The sequence below is a fragment of the Bacillus sp. 37MA genome, assembly GCF_000372765.1.
Taxonomy (GTDB): domain Bacteria; phylum Bacillota; class Bacilli; order Bacillales; family Domibacillaceae; genus Domibacillus; species Domibacillus aminovorans.
Genome location: NZ_KB889752.1, coordinates 834,219 through 849,879 on the forward strand (window position 1 = coordinate 834,219; position 15,661 = coordinate 849,879).

At 35.9% G+C, this 15,661-nt stretch carries 14 protein-coding genes and 3 pseudogenes; 13 read left to right on the forward strand and 4 right to left on the reverse strand.

From position 1 onward, the window contains the following. Nucleotides 1–503 precede the first annotated feature (503 nt). Both A3M5_RS22230 and A3M5_RS0104550 read left to right on the forward strand, forming a co-directional pair. Nucleotides 504–974: pseudogene (locus A3M5_RS22230) on the forward strand (phage antirepressor KilAC domain-containing protein); the annotation flags it as partial. Between the two features lie 68 nt (nucleotides 975–1,042). Further along, nucleotides 1,043–1,495, forward strand: coding sequence for a GNAT family N-acetyltransferase (locus tag A3M5_RS0104550; RefSeq protein ID WP_018392580.1), 453 nt, complete (start codon nucleotides 1,043–1,045; stop codon nucleotides 1,493–1,495). A gap of 794 nt (nucleotides 1,496–2,289) precedes the next feature. Here the strand turns inward: A3M5_RS0104550 and A3M5_RS0104560 are convergent. The 3 genes from A3M5_RS0104560 to A3M5_RS0104570 form a co-directional block, all read right to left on the reverse strand. Further along, on the reverse strand, nucleotides 2,290–2,541 hold the full coding sequence (locus A3M5_RS0104560; RefSeq protein ID WP_018392582.1) for a DUF2535 family protein: 252 nt from the start codon (nucleotides 2,539–2,541) through the stop codon (nucleotides 2,290–2,292). Between the two features lie 464 nt (nucleotides 2,542–3,005). Further along, entirely contained in the window at nucleotides 3,006–4,133 is a 1,128-nt protein-coding gene (gene nspC / locus A3M5_RS0104565; RefSeq protein ID WP_026221582.1) for a carboxynorspermidine decarboxylase, read from the reverse strand. Nucleotide 4,134: 1 nt separating this feature from the next. Then, nucleotides 4,135–5,373 carry a saccharopine dehydrogenase family protein gene (locus tag A3M5_RS0104570; protein ID WP_018392584.1) on the reverse strand — a complete coding sequence of 413 codons (1,239 nt, stop codon included), beginning with the start codon at nucleotides 5,371–5,373 and terminating at the stop codon, nucleotides 4,135–4,137. Between the two features lie 1,576 nt (nucleotides 5,374–6,949). On the opposite strand from A3M5_RS0104570, the gene A3M5_RS0104580 reads away from it, so the two are divergent. The 10 genes and pseudogenes from A3M5_RS0104580 to A3M5_RS0104625 all read left to right on the forward strand — a co-directional run bounded on the left by A3M5_RS0104580 (nucleotide 6,950) and on the right by A3M5_RS0104625 (nucleotide 13,325). Then, nucleotides 6,950–7,420: a hypothetical protein gene (locus A3M5_RS0104580; RefSeq protein WP_018392586.1), complete on the forward strand. Its 471-nt coding sequence runs from the start codon at nucleotides 6,950–6,952 to the stop codon at nucleotides 7,418–7,420. A 460-nt stretch (nucleotides 7,421–7,880) separates the two neighbouring features. Continuing rightward, a complete protein-coding gene (locus A3M5_RS0104585) occupies nucleotides 7,881–8,321 on the forward strand; it encodes an NUDIX domain-containing protein (RefSeq protein WP_018392587.1) in 441 nt (146 codons plus the stop codon). Nucleotides 8,322–8,517: 196 nt separating this feature from the next. After that, complete coding sequence (locus A3M5_RS0104590) at nucleotides 8,518–9,054, forward strand: GrpB family protein (protein WP_018392588.1); 537 nt, start codon at nucleotides 8,518–8,520, stop codon at nucleotides 9,052–9,054. 236 nt (nucleotides 9,055–9,290) lie between these two features. Beyond that, entirely contained in the window at nucleotides 9,291–9,770 is a 480-nt protein-coding gene (locus A3M5_RS0104595) for a DUF2975 domain-containing protein (RefSeq protein ID WP_018392589.1), read from the forward strand. Between the two features lie 38 nt (nucleotides 9,771–9,808). Continuing rightward, nucleotides 9,809–10,003 (forward strand): helix-turn-helix domain-containing protein, encoded by a 195-nt coding sequence (locus A3M5_RS0104600; RefSeq protein ID WP_018392590.1) that lies wholly within the window; start codon nucleotides 9,809–9,811, stop codon nucleotides 10,001–10,003. 138 nt (nucleotides 10,004–10,141) lie between these two features. Beyond that, nucleotides 10,142–10,912: a DUF817 domain-containing protein gene (locus A3M5_RS0104605; RefSeq protein ID WP_018392591.1), complete on the forward strand. Its 771-nt coding sequence runs from the start codon at nucleotides 10,142–10,144 to the stop codon at nucleotides 10,910–10,912. A gap of 570 nt (nucleotides 10,913–11,482) precedes the next feature. Then, a complete protein-coding gene (locus A3M5_RS22235) occupies nucleotides 11,483–11,854 on the forward strand; it encodes a DUF192 domain-containing protein (RefSeq protein ID WP_018392592.1) in 372 nt (123 codons plus the stop codon). 461 nt (nucleotides 11,855–12,315) lie between these two features. Further along, nucleotides 12,316–12,510: pseudogene (locus A3M5_RS24340) on the forward strand (flagellin); the annotation flags it as partial. A gap of 95 nt (nucleotides 12,511–12,605) precedes the next feature. Next, complete coding sequence (locus A3M5_RS0104620) at nucleotides 12,606–13,088, forward strand: DUF2975 domain-containing protein (protein WP_018392594.1); 483 nt, start codon at nucleotides 12,606–12,608, stop codon at nucleotides 13,086–13,088. Nucleotides 13,089–13,103: 15 nt separating this feature from the next. Next, the gene (locus tag A3M5_RS0104625) at nucleotides 13,104–13,325 is read left to right on the forward strand and encodes a helix-turn-helix domain-containing protein (RefSeq protein ID WP_018392595.1); all 222 of its coding nucleotides are present in this window, start codon (nucleotides 13,104–13,106) and stop codon (nucleotides 13,323–13,325) included. A 940-nt stretch (nucleotides 13,326–14,265) separates the two neighbouring features. On the opposite strand, the gene A3M5_RS0104630 is transcribed toward A3M5_RS0104625, so the two are convergent. Then, nucleotides 14,266–14,691, reverse strand: a complete 426-nt coding sequence (locus A3M5_RS0104630; protein ID WP_018392596.1) for an SRPBCC family protein — start codon at nucleotides 14,689–14,691, stop codon at nucleotides 14,266–14,268. Between the two features lie 483 nt (nucleotides 14,692–15,174). Between A3M5_RS0104630 and A3M5_RS0104635 the strand changes: the two are divergent. Next, nucleotides 15,175–15,457 (forward strand): annotated as a pseudogene (locus A3M5_RS0104635) (MFS transporter); the annotation flags it as partial. Nucleotides 15,458–15,661: the final 204 nt, after the last annotated feature.

Here is a 15,661-nt window from a genome sequence, read left to right on the forward strand (position 1 = left end):
TTTCTGAATAATTCATTTATTTTATTTGTGTAAGCGGCTACCTATAGTAATTATATCATAAATTTAGTTCAAAGTTCCAAATTGTTGTTACATGAACAAAAACTAATACTCCCTTGTTAAAGGGGTGCATATATAAGTGCCCAACCCGCACGGCTATAAAATGATGCCGCATTTTCAAATTGCCGTTTGGCATACGCAAGTATTGGTGCAATAATTTGCCCTTTTTATGTTCAATGAAATGTTATGTGAGAATAAAGTTAGTTAATTTTAAATGGTCCTTCGTCAACTATAGGCTGTGTTAGTTGACGAAGGAGATGGTTGACCTAATTCAACCGTAACCAATAAGTAAATGTTTTGGACGGAGTGTTGAAGCTTTAGATTAAAGATCTGTTAGCGACTAATGTTGCTTCCGCTAATGGGACAGGTTAGTTTAGTAGAAAAATGGTAAAACTCATCGCTAATAAAAGAATTGCTTTTTATTTTGCTGTATGTTTTATTAATTTGTTCTTGGTAGCAGGAAAGAAGAGGCGAAGCTGTTTAAATGCTGGATAACTCATGAGGTATTGCCGACAATTCGAAAAACCGGCGGATATGTAGCAAACGATGATTTGTTTGTTCAGACATATTTAACCCATGCAGATCCGCAGACAAAATTGATGTTCAGGGCAACACTTGAAACGGTCAGAAAGCAGAACGAGCAAATTGAAGTCATGCAGCCAAAAGCAGAATACTTTGACGCGCTCGTGGATCGCCATCTGCTAACGAATTTTCGTGATACGGCTAAAGAATTGAAGACTGGTGAGCGAAAGCTAATTAATTAGCTTTTGGAGAAACGCTATTTATACCGAGATTCAAAAGGGAAACTGAAACCGTACGCGCAGCATGTACCGGTGCTTTTTGAATTGAAAGAATGGAAGAGAAACGGAAAAAGAAATATGTATCTATTAAACAGTAATGTTAATTGTCTTATTTAAACAAAGAAGCTGAGTAATTATAAAAAAATATGATAAAATAAAAGAAAATATAGTTTTTAGGGGGAAATATGGATATTCGGAAACTAAAGACAGATGAAGAGCTTCCATTGGATTTATTGTTATTAGCTGATCCTTCTCAGGCACTTATTGAGGATTATGTTCAGAGAGGAGAATGCTTTTTAGCTGAGAGTGATCGTCAAATTATTGGGGTCTATGTGTTACTTCCGACGAGACCTGAAACGGTAGAGTTAGTGAATATTGCCGTAATGGAAACCCATCACGACAGAGGCATTGGGAAACAGTTAATAATAGATGCCATTCAGAGAGCCAAGTCAAAAGGATACAGAACAATAGAAGTCGGTACTGGAAATTCAAGTATAGGACAATTAGCTCTCTATCAAAAATGCGGTTTTAGAATTACTGGTGTTGATAGAGATTTTTTCATCAGACACTATTCAGAAGAGATTTTTGAAAAAGGTATACAGTGCAGGGATATGGTTCGATTATCGCAAGAATTGTAGAATTTGTTAGTTAACAGTACGTGCATTATATTCAAAAGTAATTAGCGACTTTTTCGATTGGAAATTTGTTATAATATGTGTAACTGAATACGCCCAAGATAGGAAAGCCTGAGGACACTGATTGTGCAGCTGAATTGCTGTGTGATCGGTGTCCTCTTTTTTCGTTTTGAGAGGGGTGAGGGTGAGCACGTGAAGGATTTTAAGGATCAAGTAGTGATTTGAGCGAAGAGAAATGATGTGCAGGATAATCTTGAAAAGCAGGGCCTACCTGCAAAACAGAGAAAGCTGGAAATATTGTCTGAGCAGGAAGTGAAGGAACTTATGGGGATGGGCAGACCGCGGTACGGTCGGGGACGGGGCGGCGCATTGAGACAAAAATAATCGAATTTGAAAATAGTACCATTTTTACGTAAAAATAAAAGGGTGTTTGTAGAGGGGAAGTTACTTATATAAGCCAGCAGTCAAATCATGAATTAAGAGTATTCTCCACTTGGGACGTATTAATAAAAAGGGCGGAAGAAAAGAGACGATCACTTATAAAGAGCTTGCAGAAAAAGTGGATGTCCATCATAGAGTCTGTAGCTATCTTTAGAATTAATTGAGGTTAACCGTATCATAAGTAAATGAGGTTATTCTAGATTAATTATAATAAACCTGCTATAAGTAACTTGAAAATTCAAAAAAATCCAGCAGCACACAGCTGCTGGATTACATTTTAGGTAATAATATAAGTGTTTAATTTACTTCTTTATAGATCATATAAAAAATGCAGAGGAGCCAGATTGAATGTTTTCTTAAGCGTTGTTGCTGAATTCTTGAATACTAAATAAATCAATGAAATCAGACCATTTCATTTTTCGTTTCAAATAATCATAAAAGGAATAGCAGCTTTTTTGTTCAGGTTTATTGTAAATTGTTGAAATAAAAACTTGTAAACGAACTTGAATCATAAAATGATAATGATTATTTTTTTCTAATACAGGAATTTCAATGACTTTTACTTTCTGTCCAACAATATTTTTGAACTCAAGGCTCTTATATAACAAAAATATCATCCTCTTTTACCCGTTTCTTTATATTATACCTTATTATCATCCAAAACATGTATAAATAGGATGTGTTAAATAAAATTCGATATACTTTTGGATCAACTGAAGGCTAAAAATATCGTTTATTTCGAGAAACATCTAGCTGATCTCTTAAGAATGGTGGTTTATTGTTATGAATAGTAATAACAAGGAAGCTCGTTGCATTTATTAAGAAAGACTTCCTGCTTCTTGCATCCCTCCACACAGATTAGCATCTTATCCAATATCAACATTAAAGATTACCAGAGCTTTTCTTAAAATTATGTTAAACCCGTCAAACAGGATTTTATAAGTTTTTACACAAAAAACCAGATTCATGTTTCAGAATCTGGTTCTTTAAAAGGTATTCTGTGAGGAGCCTCATTTTTAAGCCGTGCTCTCCATTACAGAAACAAATAACCTATGAATTTTATACTGCTCCTTTAAGATAGCCTCATTTTAAAATCTTGATAGCCAAATTCGCGCACGACCTGACAATCTCCATCTTTATCTTGTACAGCAATGGCTGGAAGTGCCATACCGTTAAACGTAGTATTTTTCACCATCGAGTAAATGGCCATATCACCAAAAACTAATCGATCCCCGCTCTTTAATGGTTGATCAAACGAGTAATCTCCTATCACATCGCCTGCCATACAAGTTTGGCCGCCAAGTCGATACAGAAATGGCTTCTCTCCTGCTTCCCCTGAATCAAAAAGAGGGGGACGATAAGGCATTTCCAATACATCAGGCATATGACAAGATGCAGAAGTGTCAAGAATAGCAATCTCTATTCCATTTTGAGTCGTATCAAGGACAGTCGTAACCAGATATCCTGCATTAAGAGCAACGGCTTCACCTGGTTCAAGATAGACTTCTAAACCGTATTTCTCCTGCATTCTCTTAATACAATCTTCAAGTAATGAAATGTTATAATCTTCCTTCGTTATATGGTGGCCGCCTCCAAAGTTGATCCATTCCATCTGCGGAAGCCATTGTCCAAACTTTTCTTCCACTGCCTGAAGAGTGGTTGCTAAATCGTCAGAGTTCTGCTGACAAAGTGTGTGGAAATGCAGCCCTGAAACACCTTCAAGCAATTCAGGACGAAACTGCTCTTTGGTTACACCGAATCGAGAACCTGGTGAGCATGGATCGTAAATGGCATGCCCATCTTGGGTGGAGCATTCTGGATTTATACGCAAGCCAACTTTTTTACCAGCTTGAAGCACTTTCTCTTTAAATTTTTCCACCTGTGAGAAAGAATTAAAGATGATATGATCACAAATCGAGATAATTTCGTCGATTTCATCCTCACGATAGGCAGGGGCAAAGACATGATTTTCTTTGCCCATTTCCTCGTAACCCAGGCGAGCTTCAAATAAGCCGCTTGCTGTCGTACCACTTAAATACTCTGCAATGAGAGGATACATCTTATACATTGAAAATGCTTTTTGTGCCAAAATAATCTTACATCCTGTACGTTCCATGACTCCGTTCAGGATTTTTAGATTTTTTTCCACAAGACCTTCGTCGACTACATAACATGGTGTTGGTAATTGTTCAAACCGCATCTTAACGAACAAGCCCGGATTCTTTAACTTTAATAGGATCAGAATCTACAAGATCTGGATAAAGGTCTTCTTGCCATGGAAGTCCCCACTTGTTTAATGCATCCATAAATGGATCTGGATCAAATTCTTCAATATTGTATACGCCCGGTTTATTCCATTTTCCAGTCATTAACATCATGGCACCGATCATAGCAGGAACGCCTGTTGTATAAGAAACTGCTTGAGAACCCACTTCTCTATAGCATTCTTCATGGTCACAAACATTGTACACATAATACGTTTTATCTTTTCCGTCCTTTTTACCTTTGAAGATACAGCCAATGTTCGTTTTACCTTTTGTGCGTGGTCCAAGTGAAGCAGGATCTGGTAATACTGCTTTCAAGAATTGAAGCGGAATGATTTGTTTTCCTTCGTATTCAATAGGCTCAATGGAAGTCATTCCTACATTTTCAAGGCACTTTAGGTGAGTAAGGTAACTTTGGCCAAATGTCATGAAGAAACGGATACGCTTAATGCCTGGGATGTTTACAGCAAGAGATTCAAGTTCTTCGTGGTAAAGCAAATACATATCTCTCTCGCCAACTTCAGGGAAGTTATAAACGCGTTTGATTTCCATTGGTTTAGTCTCGATCCATTCACCATCTTCCCAGTATCTTCCGTTAGCTGAAACTTCACGGATATTGATTTCAGGATTGAAATTTGTTGCAAACGGATAGCCATGATCCCCTGCATTACAGTCGAGAATATCGATATATTCAATTTCATCAAAATGATGCTTAAGCGCATGAGCAGAAAATACACCTGTTACACCAGGGTCAAATCCGCTACCTAAAAGAGCTGTAATACCAGCCATTTCAAAGCGTTCGCGATAATCCCACTGCCATTTATATTCAAACTTTGCCGTATCTTCCGGCTCATAGTTTGCTGTATCCATATAGTTTGTTTTTGTTGCCAGGCAAGCATCCATGATTGTTAAATCCTGATACGGTAAAGCTAAGTTCATCACGATATCTGGTTTTACCGCTTCAATCAAAGCAATCAGCTCGTCCACATTGTTTGCATCAACCTGTGCAGTTGTAATTTTTGTTTTACCGCCATCTAGTATGGCTTTTAAGTCATCACATTTTGACTTTGTACGACTTGCGATACAAATCTCTTCAAATACGTCACTGTTTTGAACACATTTATGGATGGCTACTGATGCCACTCCACCACAACCTATAATAAGCGCTTTTCCCATTCTCTTATCATCTCCTAGCTAGATTTTTGTAAAGCAAAGAGGGACTCCATAACAGCCTATGGAAAAGATTATTGTAAACCCCCTCAAAGTTTTGAACAACAAAAAAAGCAAGTGCAAAACGCATAATCGCGCACAACACTTGCTTTAAATATATTTACCAAATATTAAAAAGAATAAGTATATCTATGATAAAAGTCATATGTATACGTCTACCTTAAAATGCTCTGGGACATTATAGTAGAAGCTTATTAATATTCAAAATATATCTTCATAGGATCAGAGTCTAAATAGCAAATAATTACTTTTATCACTCTTATTGACTGTTTCACAAGTTGTATGCATATGCACTGGTTGTAAAGTAACCAACTTATAAAATTTGAGCTTTTAACTCAATCAATAAGGCAACTGAAGTTGCCAATCGGCATTTGACCCGGCTGTCCGTATGGCCTTAACTTCCTTAAGGGAAGTGGTCAAAAATTATCTGCTTGGAAAGACTCAAGAATTTTGAATATTAGCTTTCCAATTCATGCTTCTTTATATTATCAGCATGTAATGAAAATAGCAATCAGCAAGTTTAGAAATTATTCAAAAACTCCAGCTAGCAATATAATTCATTGGTAGAAGCTTTAAGAGTTTAACTTATTTGTCCTTTGATTAGGACTATGCCTATAAAGCCTTGATAGTAAAGGCTTTAAGGGTAGTTCAAGAAATGAGAAAAAACGCTTATTTGTGAATTGACAGGGTAGAGGTCACTTAATAACAAATGATATTTAGTTTTAGTGTTTTTTCTATTCAACGTTAAAATAATTTATAACTGTTAACTAAAAAACTCCTGTTGGAGTGAACTATACCCCGAATAGCGGACACTTAAAAAAATCCCTGTTCGGGATTTTTGTTGTTTTAAGTCCATTGAATGGGAGATTAAATAAACGTATCAGAGTGTTTATTTATTCAGTCCCCGTTTTTTGATTACTTCCCAAGTCTGCCACAATTCCTCCAATACAGCTGTTCTGGCGTAAGGACGAATTGATTCAGGAGTTAATGTTAGTTGGAAAAATAGGATCAGATGTGCAGGAGGGGGACTTAATGAGAATCGAATTGTCTCCAGATGATGTGAAAGATGAACTTTTATAAATATATGTTCTTTTTTAGTTTAAAATAAAACCCCATCTTATAAAAGAGAGTGATTGGTTGAGAATTGAAATTTTACTGATACTTATTTTTCGCATAGCCTGTTTTTTATCTTTGCGAACAGATTAAAAACACATCGTTAACAAAGATAGAAACAGGGGGTATTCTAGACCTCTTGCAGCAGACTTCTGCTGTCACAACCACTTTTTCACAAATCATGGGGATATAAAAAAGAGAGCCGTCTTTTCCTCTTGTGTCCCCTGTTCACTGGGCTGTCGAAAAGGAATATTTTTCATGTTTTTTGAATAAACTTCCGCTTTTGTAGAAAAGATAGAGGTTACGGGGAACGAAGCCTTTGTTTTACGAGAAAACAGCAAGGCAAAAACCCCCGGTATCTATTTGCATCGGGACACCTAGCACACTACGTAAAAAGGAGGTGCCTCTTATGAAATACGTACTCATGTTGCTGCTTATGCCGGTTTTTATGGTGCTGTTAAGTGCTGGATTAAGCTTATCAGCTACAGTGGAAGAATGGTCTTCTTCCAGCCTGTTTGGAAAAATAGAATCCCTTGTCGCTTCTGAAAATACGGGCGGAGAGGAACCCGGTTTTTTGGGTGAACAGACCATCAGCAAAGAAACCCTTCACTCGTTTTCCATGACGGAATGGGGCAACTTTACCCATCGCGAAAAAATGCGTTTTGTTCAAACTGCGCTGCCTGCTTATGAATTAACCGGCCAGGCTGTTTCAGACAAACCGGAAGGGTTTATCGGCATGATGGACGCACGCTATGAAGGCTATCTGACCAACAAAGTCGGCCCTGACGAACATATTGACCTATCCGAACTCTCGCTTTTTCATGAAATGGAATTAGCGGGACAGCAAGACGGCCGGCTTGAGCAGGGAGACGACCATTAAGCCAAGGATATGCATGCGGCCATCAAAAAAGACCTTGCAAGGATACTTTTATCAAAAGTACCATAAGGTCTTTTTTGCTTTTAAACTGACCCATCCAGAACCAGACCGTCATTCACCGGCAGGAAGCAATCTGCTTTTAATTGAAGGCTCTGTTAGCCAATAGTGTTAATTTCCTTATTGAACTAACGGGGCAGTTTAGTTTAATAACACCTTTAATTTTTTGAATATTAGTTGTAAAATAATGAAGTACACTAAAAATAAAAATTATAATTTATGAACTGGAAAATTGCAGCTAGGGTTCCGCTATTTATATAGGTCTGTGACCGAGGGCTACATCTTTTACAAATGTAAAAGGCACCTATTGACATAAAAGGTCCGAGGGGAAAGGTTCAGCGTATTTGTTATGCGTTGAAATCTTTCCTTTCGGACTTTTTTTATTTTTAAAGGAGGTTTTATTGTTATGAAGAGAATTGATGAATTAAAAGCTGGTGTTGCTGTTATTATTTTGAATGAAGAGAATCAAGTTTTGTTACAGAAAAGAGCTGATGTAAAACTATGGGGTATTCCTTCGGGACATATAGAAATAGGTGAAACGGTCTCTGAAGCAGCTATTAGGGAAGTGAAAGAGGAAACCAACTTAGATATAAGAATTAAAAAGTTAATTGGTGTTTACTCTGATCCTAATTCACAAGTGTTTTATTACCCAAAAGGTAAAGTAGTACATTTTATAACAACTTGTTTCCTTGCTGAAATTACAGGTGGGGAACTTAAATGTAATTCTTCTGAATCATTAGAAATTAAGTTTTTTGAACAAAAGAACCTACCGCAAGACTTGTTGAAAATGCATCCTCGATGGTTAAAAGATGCCCTTGCTAAAAGAGAAATGGCATTCATTCGTTAAAGTGATATCCTTATTGAAGTAAAGAGTGCCATACATCAAGAGGGAAGTATGGCTCTTCATATTGAAGTAACGGGTACGTTAGTTCAATATGAGATCTATACAACTTAGTTTTACCTAAGGATGTGGAATAAATGAAACATTTAACACCTCATATTTTTATGGAAGCCTTATAGTGTTTATAAGGAGGTAAATTGTAATGATTAATCGTGCAATGAACATTATTGTTACTGACTATGATGACGACTGGATTCAATTTTTCAGAACTGAAGCAAAAAAAATCCGTGAAATTTTTAAAGACGAAATCGTTGAAATTCATCATATAGGCAGTACAGCCGTACCAGGTTTAAAAGCTAAACCAATCATTGATATTATGTCAATAGTTAAAGATATTAAAATTGTTGATACGTTTAATGCAAAGATGGTTGAAATAGGATATGAGGCTCTTGGGGAGTTAGGGATTAGGGGAAGAAGATATTTCCGAAAAGGTGGAGAAAATAGGACACACCAAATACACATTTTTCAATTTGATAATGAATTTGAAATTGAACGCCATCTAGCTGTTCGTGAATATTTAATATCACATAAAGATGAAGCAATTAAATATGGGGAATTAAAGGAACGTCTTGCCGTGGAGTTCCCAAAAGACATCGAAGGATATAGTGATGGTAAGGATAACTTTGTCAAAAACTTGGAACGAAGAGCAATTGAGTGGAGACAAAAAAATAAAAGGTAATCTTCTATTTTTGTCTATTTCAACTAACGGAGCAGGTTAGTTGAACAAGTTATAAATTGAATAGTTTAAAGTTATAGAGCATTTCTTTGTAATGAGGAATGCTTTTTATCTTTGTCTAAAATTAAAAGAATATTTATATAACAATAAAAATATAATTAAAATCAATAATGTTTTATTGTAAAACAATAAATCGCGTATTAAAATCAAATTAACAATAAATCAGTGAGGTGCTTTTTATGAAACGAGGATCAACATTTTTCCTAAAGGGAGTTATTGTTCTTATTGGAATTACGGTACTTGCTTTGTGTATATTTTGGTTGCCTGGGATAGCCAGTAGAGATGCGGAAGCGAATCCAGAGACTGCTTACTTGCAATATCCCTTTTTAGTATGTGTGTATATATTGTCTATTCCATTTTTTGTTGCGTTGTATCAAGCATTTAAACTTTTAAGCTACATAGATAGGAACAAGACTTTCGCGGAATTATCTGTTAGAGCTTTGAGGTATATAAAGTACTGTGCAATCACAATCAGTATCTTAATTGTAGTAGGAATAATATTCGTACTTATATTTATTGAAGGTGACGTAGCAGGTGTTATAAGTCTGGGATTAATGTGCACTTTTGCTTCAAGCGTAATTGCAACCTTTGCAGCTGTTCTTCAAAAGCTTTTAAAAGATGCACTAGATATAAAATCAGAAAATGATTTAACGGTCTGAGGTGAATAACATGGGCAATTATAATCAATATTGATGTGATGCTGGCTAAAAGAAAAATGAGCGTCACAGAACTTTCAGAAAGGGTTGGAATAACGATGGCTAATCTTTCTATATTGAAAAATGGAAAGGCAAAAGCGATTCGATTATCAACTTTAGAGGCGATTTGTAAGGCTTTAGAATGTCAACCCGGAGATATTTTAGAATACAAAAGTGACGAAGACACTCAAGGATAATAAAGTAGGAATATTTAACATCGAAAAGAAAAGAAAGTTATTCGGCGGTGAACCTATGTACATAACCCTAAATCTATTTAGCTACTATACTAAGCAGGACTTACATATATTCAGAAAAAACCTTTGGAGGCACAAATCATGAGAGCACTAAAACAACTCGTTCGTTTTGGTTGGGAGCAGGCCCTATCATGTTTGTTTCCTGTCGTTATTTTTGCCTCTTTGGCTTTTACACAAATCATGCAACTTCCCTTCCTACCACGGTATGACTGGCTGCTCATCATCTGCCTTCTGATGCAGTGGTGGATGGTGCGTTCTGGGCTTGAAACACGGGATGAACTAAAGGTTATCACATTGTTCCACCTTATTGGACTTGCTCTTGAACTTTTCAAGGTACATATGGGCTCCTGGTCTTATCCAGAGGAAGGATATTTCAAAATTTTTGGAGTGCCTTTGTATAGCGGATTCATGTACGCAAGTGTAGCGAGTTATCTTTGCCAGGCGTGGAGGAGGCTTAAGGTTGAACTGGTTAAGTGGCCACCGCTTTTCGTAGTTGTACCTCTTGCAGCTGCGATTTATTTGAACTTTTTCACCCACCATTATTGGATTGACGTTCGTTGGTGGTTATCTGGACTTGTAATTATCGTCTTTTGGCAATCATGGGTCACATACGAGGTTAATGGAACTCGTTACCGTATGCCACTCGCACTTTCTTTTGTGCTCATCGGATTTTTTATATGGATAGCCGAAAATATCGCAACGTTCTTTGGAGCTTGGGAATATCCAAACCAAACCGATGCATGGAGTCTCGTTCATCTAGGAAAGGTGAGTTCATGGCTCTTATTAGTGATTGTTAGCTTTCTTATAGTAGCGACGTTAAAGCAGGTTAAAGGAAAAATTCCACTAGGATAGATACTAGTCAATTTTTATAACTGTTAAGAACCCTCTTTTAAAAAAGTCGGATCCTTAGCATAGTAAGGAATTCGACTTTTTTAGGTTGAAGTTCTCCTAGCGTACAAAATTCCGAATAAGATAAATTGGAAAAAGCAACGTTCGAATTGTTGCTTTTTTCTTTATAAATAGCTTTTGATAATACTGCCGGAATGCATTTAATAGGGGTTCTTGTGAAAATATTCACTTAAACTATAGGGTGCGTTAGTTCAAGAAGACATGCAAAATAGACCGATTTTTTTTCGGTCTTTTTTATTTGGTTAAAAATCAACTGAAAAAAGGAGAAACGCTTGTAGAGGATAAAATCTGCCGCTAGATGATCGCTTTGGTTTATAAAGCAAGAACGATCATATGTATATAAAGACTGGTGTTGATTTTCTTATTGAACTAACGGAGCAGGTTAGTTGAGAAGGTTAAGGGGAAAAGGCGTTTTTTGCGAAAAAGGGAAATTTGAATATAATGAACTTCTTTTAAAAAAAGATACCAAAATTCTTTCCTGCTTATAATAATTCTTGAAGGTGAGGGAATATATTGAAAAAAAGGATAAAAATAATCGGTGGAGAAAGGGAAATCAGATTAACCGTTCAAGTTGCAGATACTCAAGAAAAAAGAGAAAAGGGCTTAATGTTTGTTGAAAAATTACCCGAAAACGAGGGAATATTATTTGTGCTTTCAGAAAAAACATATGGCGGTTTTTGGATGAAAAACACCTTAATTCCTTTATCTATTGCTTTTCTTGATTCAGATGGTAAAATTCTCAAAATACTAGATATGAAGCCTTGTAAAGAGGAAGGATGCCCTACTTATGATCCGGAACTTTCTTATCGTTATGCAATTGAAGTGAATCTTGGATGGTTCGAAAAGAATCAAATCAAAGAAGGGGATTATGTATTCTCAGATTAAATTTATTTGAAAGTATCTGCGCTTATTTTTTTCTTTTTTAATATTTAGTGATGCAGATACTGAAAAGGTTTATTTTAAAATTGGGTCATTTTCCTATAGCGATGGTAGGGTGTTTTCAAAAGATCAGTAAGAGAGTTATATATAACTGTATTATCTTTACAAAATTAGGTTGAAAGGACAACGTGAATCGTTGTCTTTTTGTTTTGTGTTTTTATAGTAAGGACATAAACCACTTCTTATTCGATGAAAGGGCTAATCAAAGACAACCACAATAGGCCGTTTTTCTTTAACCTAAAGTAAAACTTTCAAGTATCTATATTGTCATTTCTTATAAGTCCCCATATTGAAAAGATAAATAAAAATCAAAGCAAATCTGATGTGCGACCTGGTTTTCAATCAATAAGATATACATTCCATATTGAAACAACATTTATACTATATTTAATTACAATATTAATTAAAATGTTTTTAACTACGGGGAGAATTTAACAGTGGCAGAGTCCAGAATACGTGATATGGATATGGCAAAGAGTATGATGGAATTGACGAAGAACAATATTATTAGTGAAGCCGCTCAGGCAATGCTGTCACAAGCAAATCAAACAAATGAGGAATGCTTTTTCTCCTTGTCTAAAATTAAAGGAATATTTCTGTAATAATAAAAATATAATTAAAATCAATAATATTTTATTGTAAAACGATAAATCGTGTATTAAAATCAAATTAACAATAAATAAGTGAGGTGCTTTTTATGAAACGAGGAACAACACTCTTTTTAAAGATAGCTGTTATTCTTATTGGAATTCCAGTTCTTGCATTGTGCATATTTTTGGTTCCTGAGATAGCGAATTTTGCAGCAGAATTGTATCCAGATATTGCTTATATGAAATATCTCGTTTTAATCGATTTGTATGCAGCGGCGATACCTTTTTACATTGCTCTGTATCAGGCTTTTAAACTTTTAAGCTATATTGACAAGAATAAAGCTTTCTCGGATTTATCTGTAAAGGCTTTAAAGACTATCAAATACTGTGCAATCACAATCAGTATCTTGTATGTGGTAGGCATGCCACTCTTTTTTCTCATGGGGGATAAAGACGACGCCCCAGGTATCATAGTAATCGGATTGGTCATTATTTTTGCTTCAATGGTGATTGCAGTCTTTGCTGCTGTTCTTCAAAGGCTTTTAAAAGAAGCCATAGATATAAAAGCGGAAAATGATTTAATAGTCTGATCTGAGGTGAATAATATGGCAATTATAATCAATATTGATGTGATGCTTGCTAAAAGAAAAATGAGCGTAACAGAACTTTCGGAGAGGGTTGGAATAACGATGGCTAATCTTTCTATATTGAAAAATGGAAAGGCAAAGGCGATTCGATTATCAACTTTAGAGGCGATTTGTAAGGCTTTAGAATGTCAGCCTGGAGATATTTTAGAATACAAAAGTGACGAAGACACTCAAGGATAATAAAGTAGGGATATTTAACATTGTGAAGAAAAGGAGAGATTTTTAATTTCTATTCCTATTTTAGAAAAGCGGCGCAGACGATGCTAGCACAATCGAACTAAACACCAGAACAAGTATTACAGTTATTGAATTGAAAACAGGAGGGGCTGGTTCTTCCTGTATTTTGTTTTATAAAATTAATTATAAAGGAGCAAAGAAGAAATCATATAAGGCTGTCAAGTCCCTATACATATAAACGCATACAAAGGCAGGTATCATAGAAGCCTAGAAGGGAGCGGATACGATTCACGTAACGGCGAATTTCTAATAAAATTTCATAATAGGGCTGAAAAACAATTAAACGTATTTTAACCAGAATTTAAATGGATTGATTTTTATGATAAACATAATAAAACGGGTAGACGATGATGAGCAAGTCTTCAGAAGCACGTGTAGCCTATTTTATGAAGAATGTAGTAGTTAGAGAGATGAAAAATGGGAAAACACCTATGGAGGACAAAAGCTGCCGTCAGATGATCACTTTGTTTATAAAGTAGGGACGATCATATGTACATAAAGACTGGTGTTGATTTTCTTGTTCAACTAACGGGGCAGGTTAGTTGAACGAAGTAAGGAATGGTGCCCTTTTTTGTTGAAGATACTTGACCGTCATTAGACTGTATAAAACTTTGTTATCACAATCATAAGCAGAAAAGTTGAAGAGTCATTTTTTCAACAGCTGCACTGCTAACGTCTTAACTTTTTGAAAGAAAGATGTCAGGCACCTTCTATGAACAGTTGCCCATGAAGGGTGCCTGACACCACGACTTCTTACGATAATCATAAAAATAAAAAATGGCAGTATCCGTGGTTATTGAATAATCATAGCCACAGACACACGCCACTAATTTATTTTAGTGCCTTATAAAAATCATAACTAGAGCATCTCTTCTTTGCTTTTTTAAATGGTTGTTTGCTCTGCATATTTTTTGAAATTATCTAGAATTGCCTGCCATCCTTGTTGTTGTAACTCAATTGGATTCGTAGTTTCAGCATCAAAAGTTTCAATTACTTCGGTTTCGTTTTCTTGACCTTTAAAAGTGATTTTAACTTTTCTTCCATCACCCAGTGTATAAGCAATAACCTCATGTAATTTTACTTCATCATAAATTCCACCAAAATCGAAACCAAAACTGCCATCTTTGGCTTCCATTCTTGAAAGGAATTTCCCACCTGCTCTTAAATCATTTTCAGCAAATGGTGTGTGCCAGTCATCTGAAGCTTTACTCCATTTTGTTATATGAGTTGGCTCTGTCCAATATTTCCATACCTTTTCTACTGGTGCTTGAACTATTGTTTCTACTGTTATTTTTTTAGATGTTTCCATTTCATTTACCGCCTCTCTTAATACGAATATTTTTTAAGCGATTTGTCCACAATAGGTGCCTGACTATATAGTAGATGATTTCGGAAAGTTACGCTACTTCTTCATTGGTTCCTTTTACCGTCCTTGTAATCCATTTCTTCCCTTCCACTAACCTTGTAACTAGCATTGGGATTTTGAAATGGAAAATGAAGATCGATTTAAATTTTTCAGGAACATTTTATTCCCATGTTTTCTGAATGCCGCCATGATCGTTCTCCTTTCAAATCTTCTTTGTTTGAGCGTAATAATAAAAATGTACTTCTTCAAGCCTGTCGTGGGTACACAATTGGCGCAGCTCTGATGTGAAGCAGGAAAGCTATTATAGAGAATGTACTTAAATCACGAAATAGAACTGGTATTTGTTTTAAGTGTAAAAGAAAAAACCTGTCTCATAAAGGGACAGGTCGGATGAGATAGATTGAGAAACTGTAAAAAATTAATTTCTCAATTGTAACTGGAGTACTTGTTGACAAGATTGGGAGAACTACAATGGCAATTGCTTCTGGATTCACTCTACTGGTTGCGGGCGTTTTGGCTGCTATTGCACCTGCCGATTCCATGCTAGTACTCATCATTGCTCTAGCTTTGCTTGGACTTGGCTGGGGCATCTGGGGGAGCGCTTTCTGGGATAGTTGTAGCACAATTGAGTTACGCTACGCTCTCACTTGTCGGAGGTATTCTTTCACTACTGCTTATCCCCATCGTTATCTGGTCCCGTTCAAAATAGTGGCTAGCATAAGTTAATATTTGTATTGGATGATATTTAATGGATTGGTCAGGGTATATTACTTTTTTTAATTGTTGCTTCGTGATTCTATGGTCATCTTATTCATATTCTCTATCACACATTATTTGTTACTTTCTTGTTCAACTAACCGGGGCTTTTCTTTAATAAGGATCATCAGAAATTATCAAACTTTGTTATAAAAAC

Excerpts from the sequence above, each read along its gene's own strand:
- A3M5_RS0104550 (WP_018392580.1), top strand. The coding sequence starts at position 1,043 with ATGGATATTCGGAAACTAAAGACAGATGAAGAGCTTCCATTGGATTTA.
- nspC (WP_026221582.1), bottom strand. The coding sequence starts at position 4,133 with ATGCGGTTTGAACAATTACCAACACCATGTTATGTAGTCGACGAAGGT.
- A3M5_RS0104570 (WP_018392584.1), bottom strand. The coding sequence starts at position 5,373 with ATGGGAAAAGCGCTTATTATAGGTTGTGGTGGAGTGGCATCAGTAGCC.
- A3M5_RS0104580 (WP_018392586.1), top strand. The coding sequence starts at position 6,950 with ATGAAATACGTACTCATGTTGCTGCTTATGCCGGTTTTTATGGTGCTG.
- A3M5_RS0104585 (WP_018392587.1), top strand. The coding sequence starts at position 7,881 with ATGAAGAGAATTGATGAATTAAAAGCTGGTGTTGCTGTTATTATTTTG.
- A3M5_RS0104590 (WP_018392588.1), top strand. The coding sequence starts at position 8,518 with ATGATTAATCGTGCAATGAACATTATTGTTACTGACTATGATGACGAC.
- A3M5_RS0104595 (WP_018392589.1), top strand. The coding sequence starts at position 9,291 with ATGAAACGAGGATCAACATTTTTCCTAAAGGGAGTTATTGTTCTTATT.
- A3M5_RS0104600 (WP_018392590.1), top strand. The coding sequence starts at position 9,809 with ATGCTGGCTAAAAGAAAAATGAGCGTCACAGAACTTTCAGAAAGGGTT.
- A3M5_RS0104605 (WP_018392591.1), top strand. The coding sequence starts at position 10,142 with ATGAGAGCACTAAAACAACTCGTTCGTTTTGGTTGGGAGCAGGCCCTA.
- A3M5_RS0104620 (WP_018392594.1), top strand. The coding sequence starts at position 12,606 with ATGAAACGAGGAACAACACTCTTTTTAAAGATAGCTGTTATTCTTATT.
- A3M5_RS0104625 (WP_018392595.1), top strand. The coding sequence starts at position 13,104 with ATGGCAATTATAATCAATATTGATGTGATGCTTGCTAAAAGAAAAATG.
- A3M5_RS0104630 (WP_018392596.1), bottom strand. The coding sequence starts at position 14,691 with ATGGAAACATCTAAAAAAATAACAGTAGAAACAATAGTTCAAGCACCA.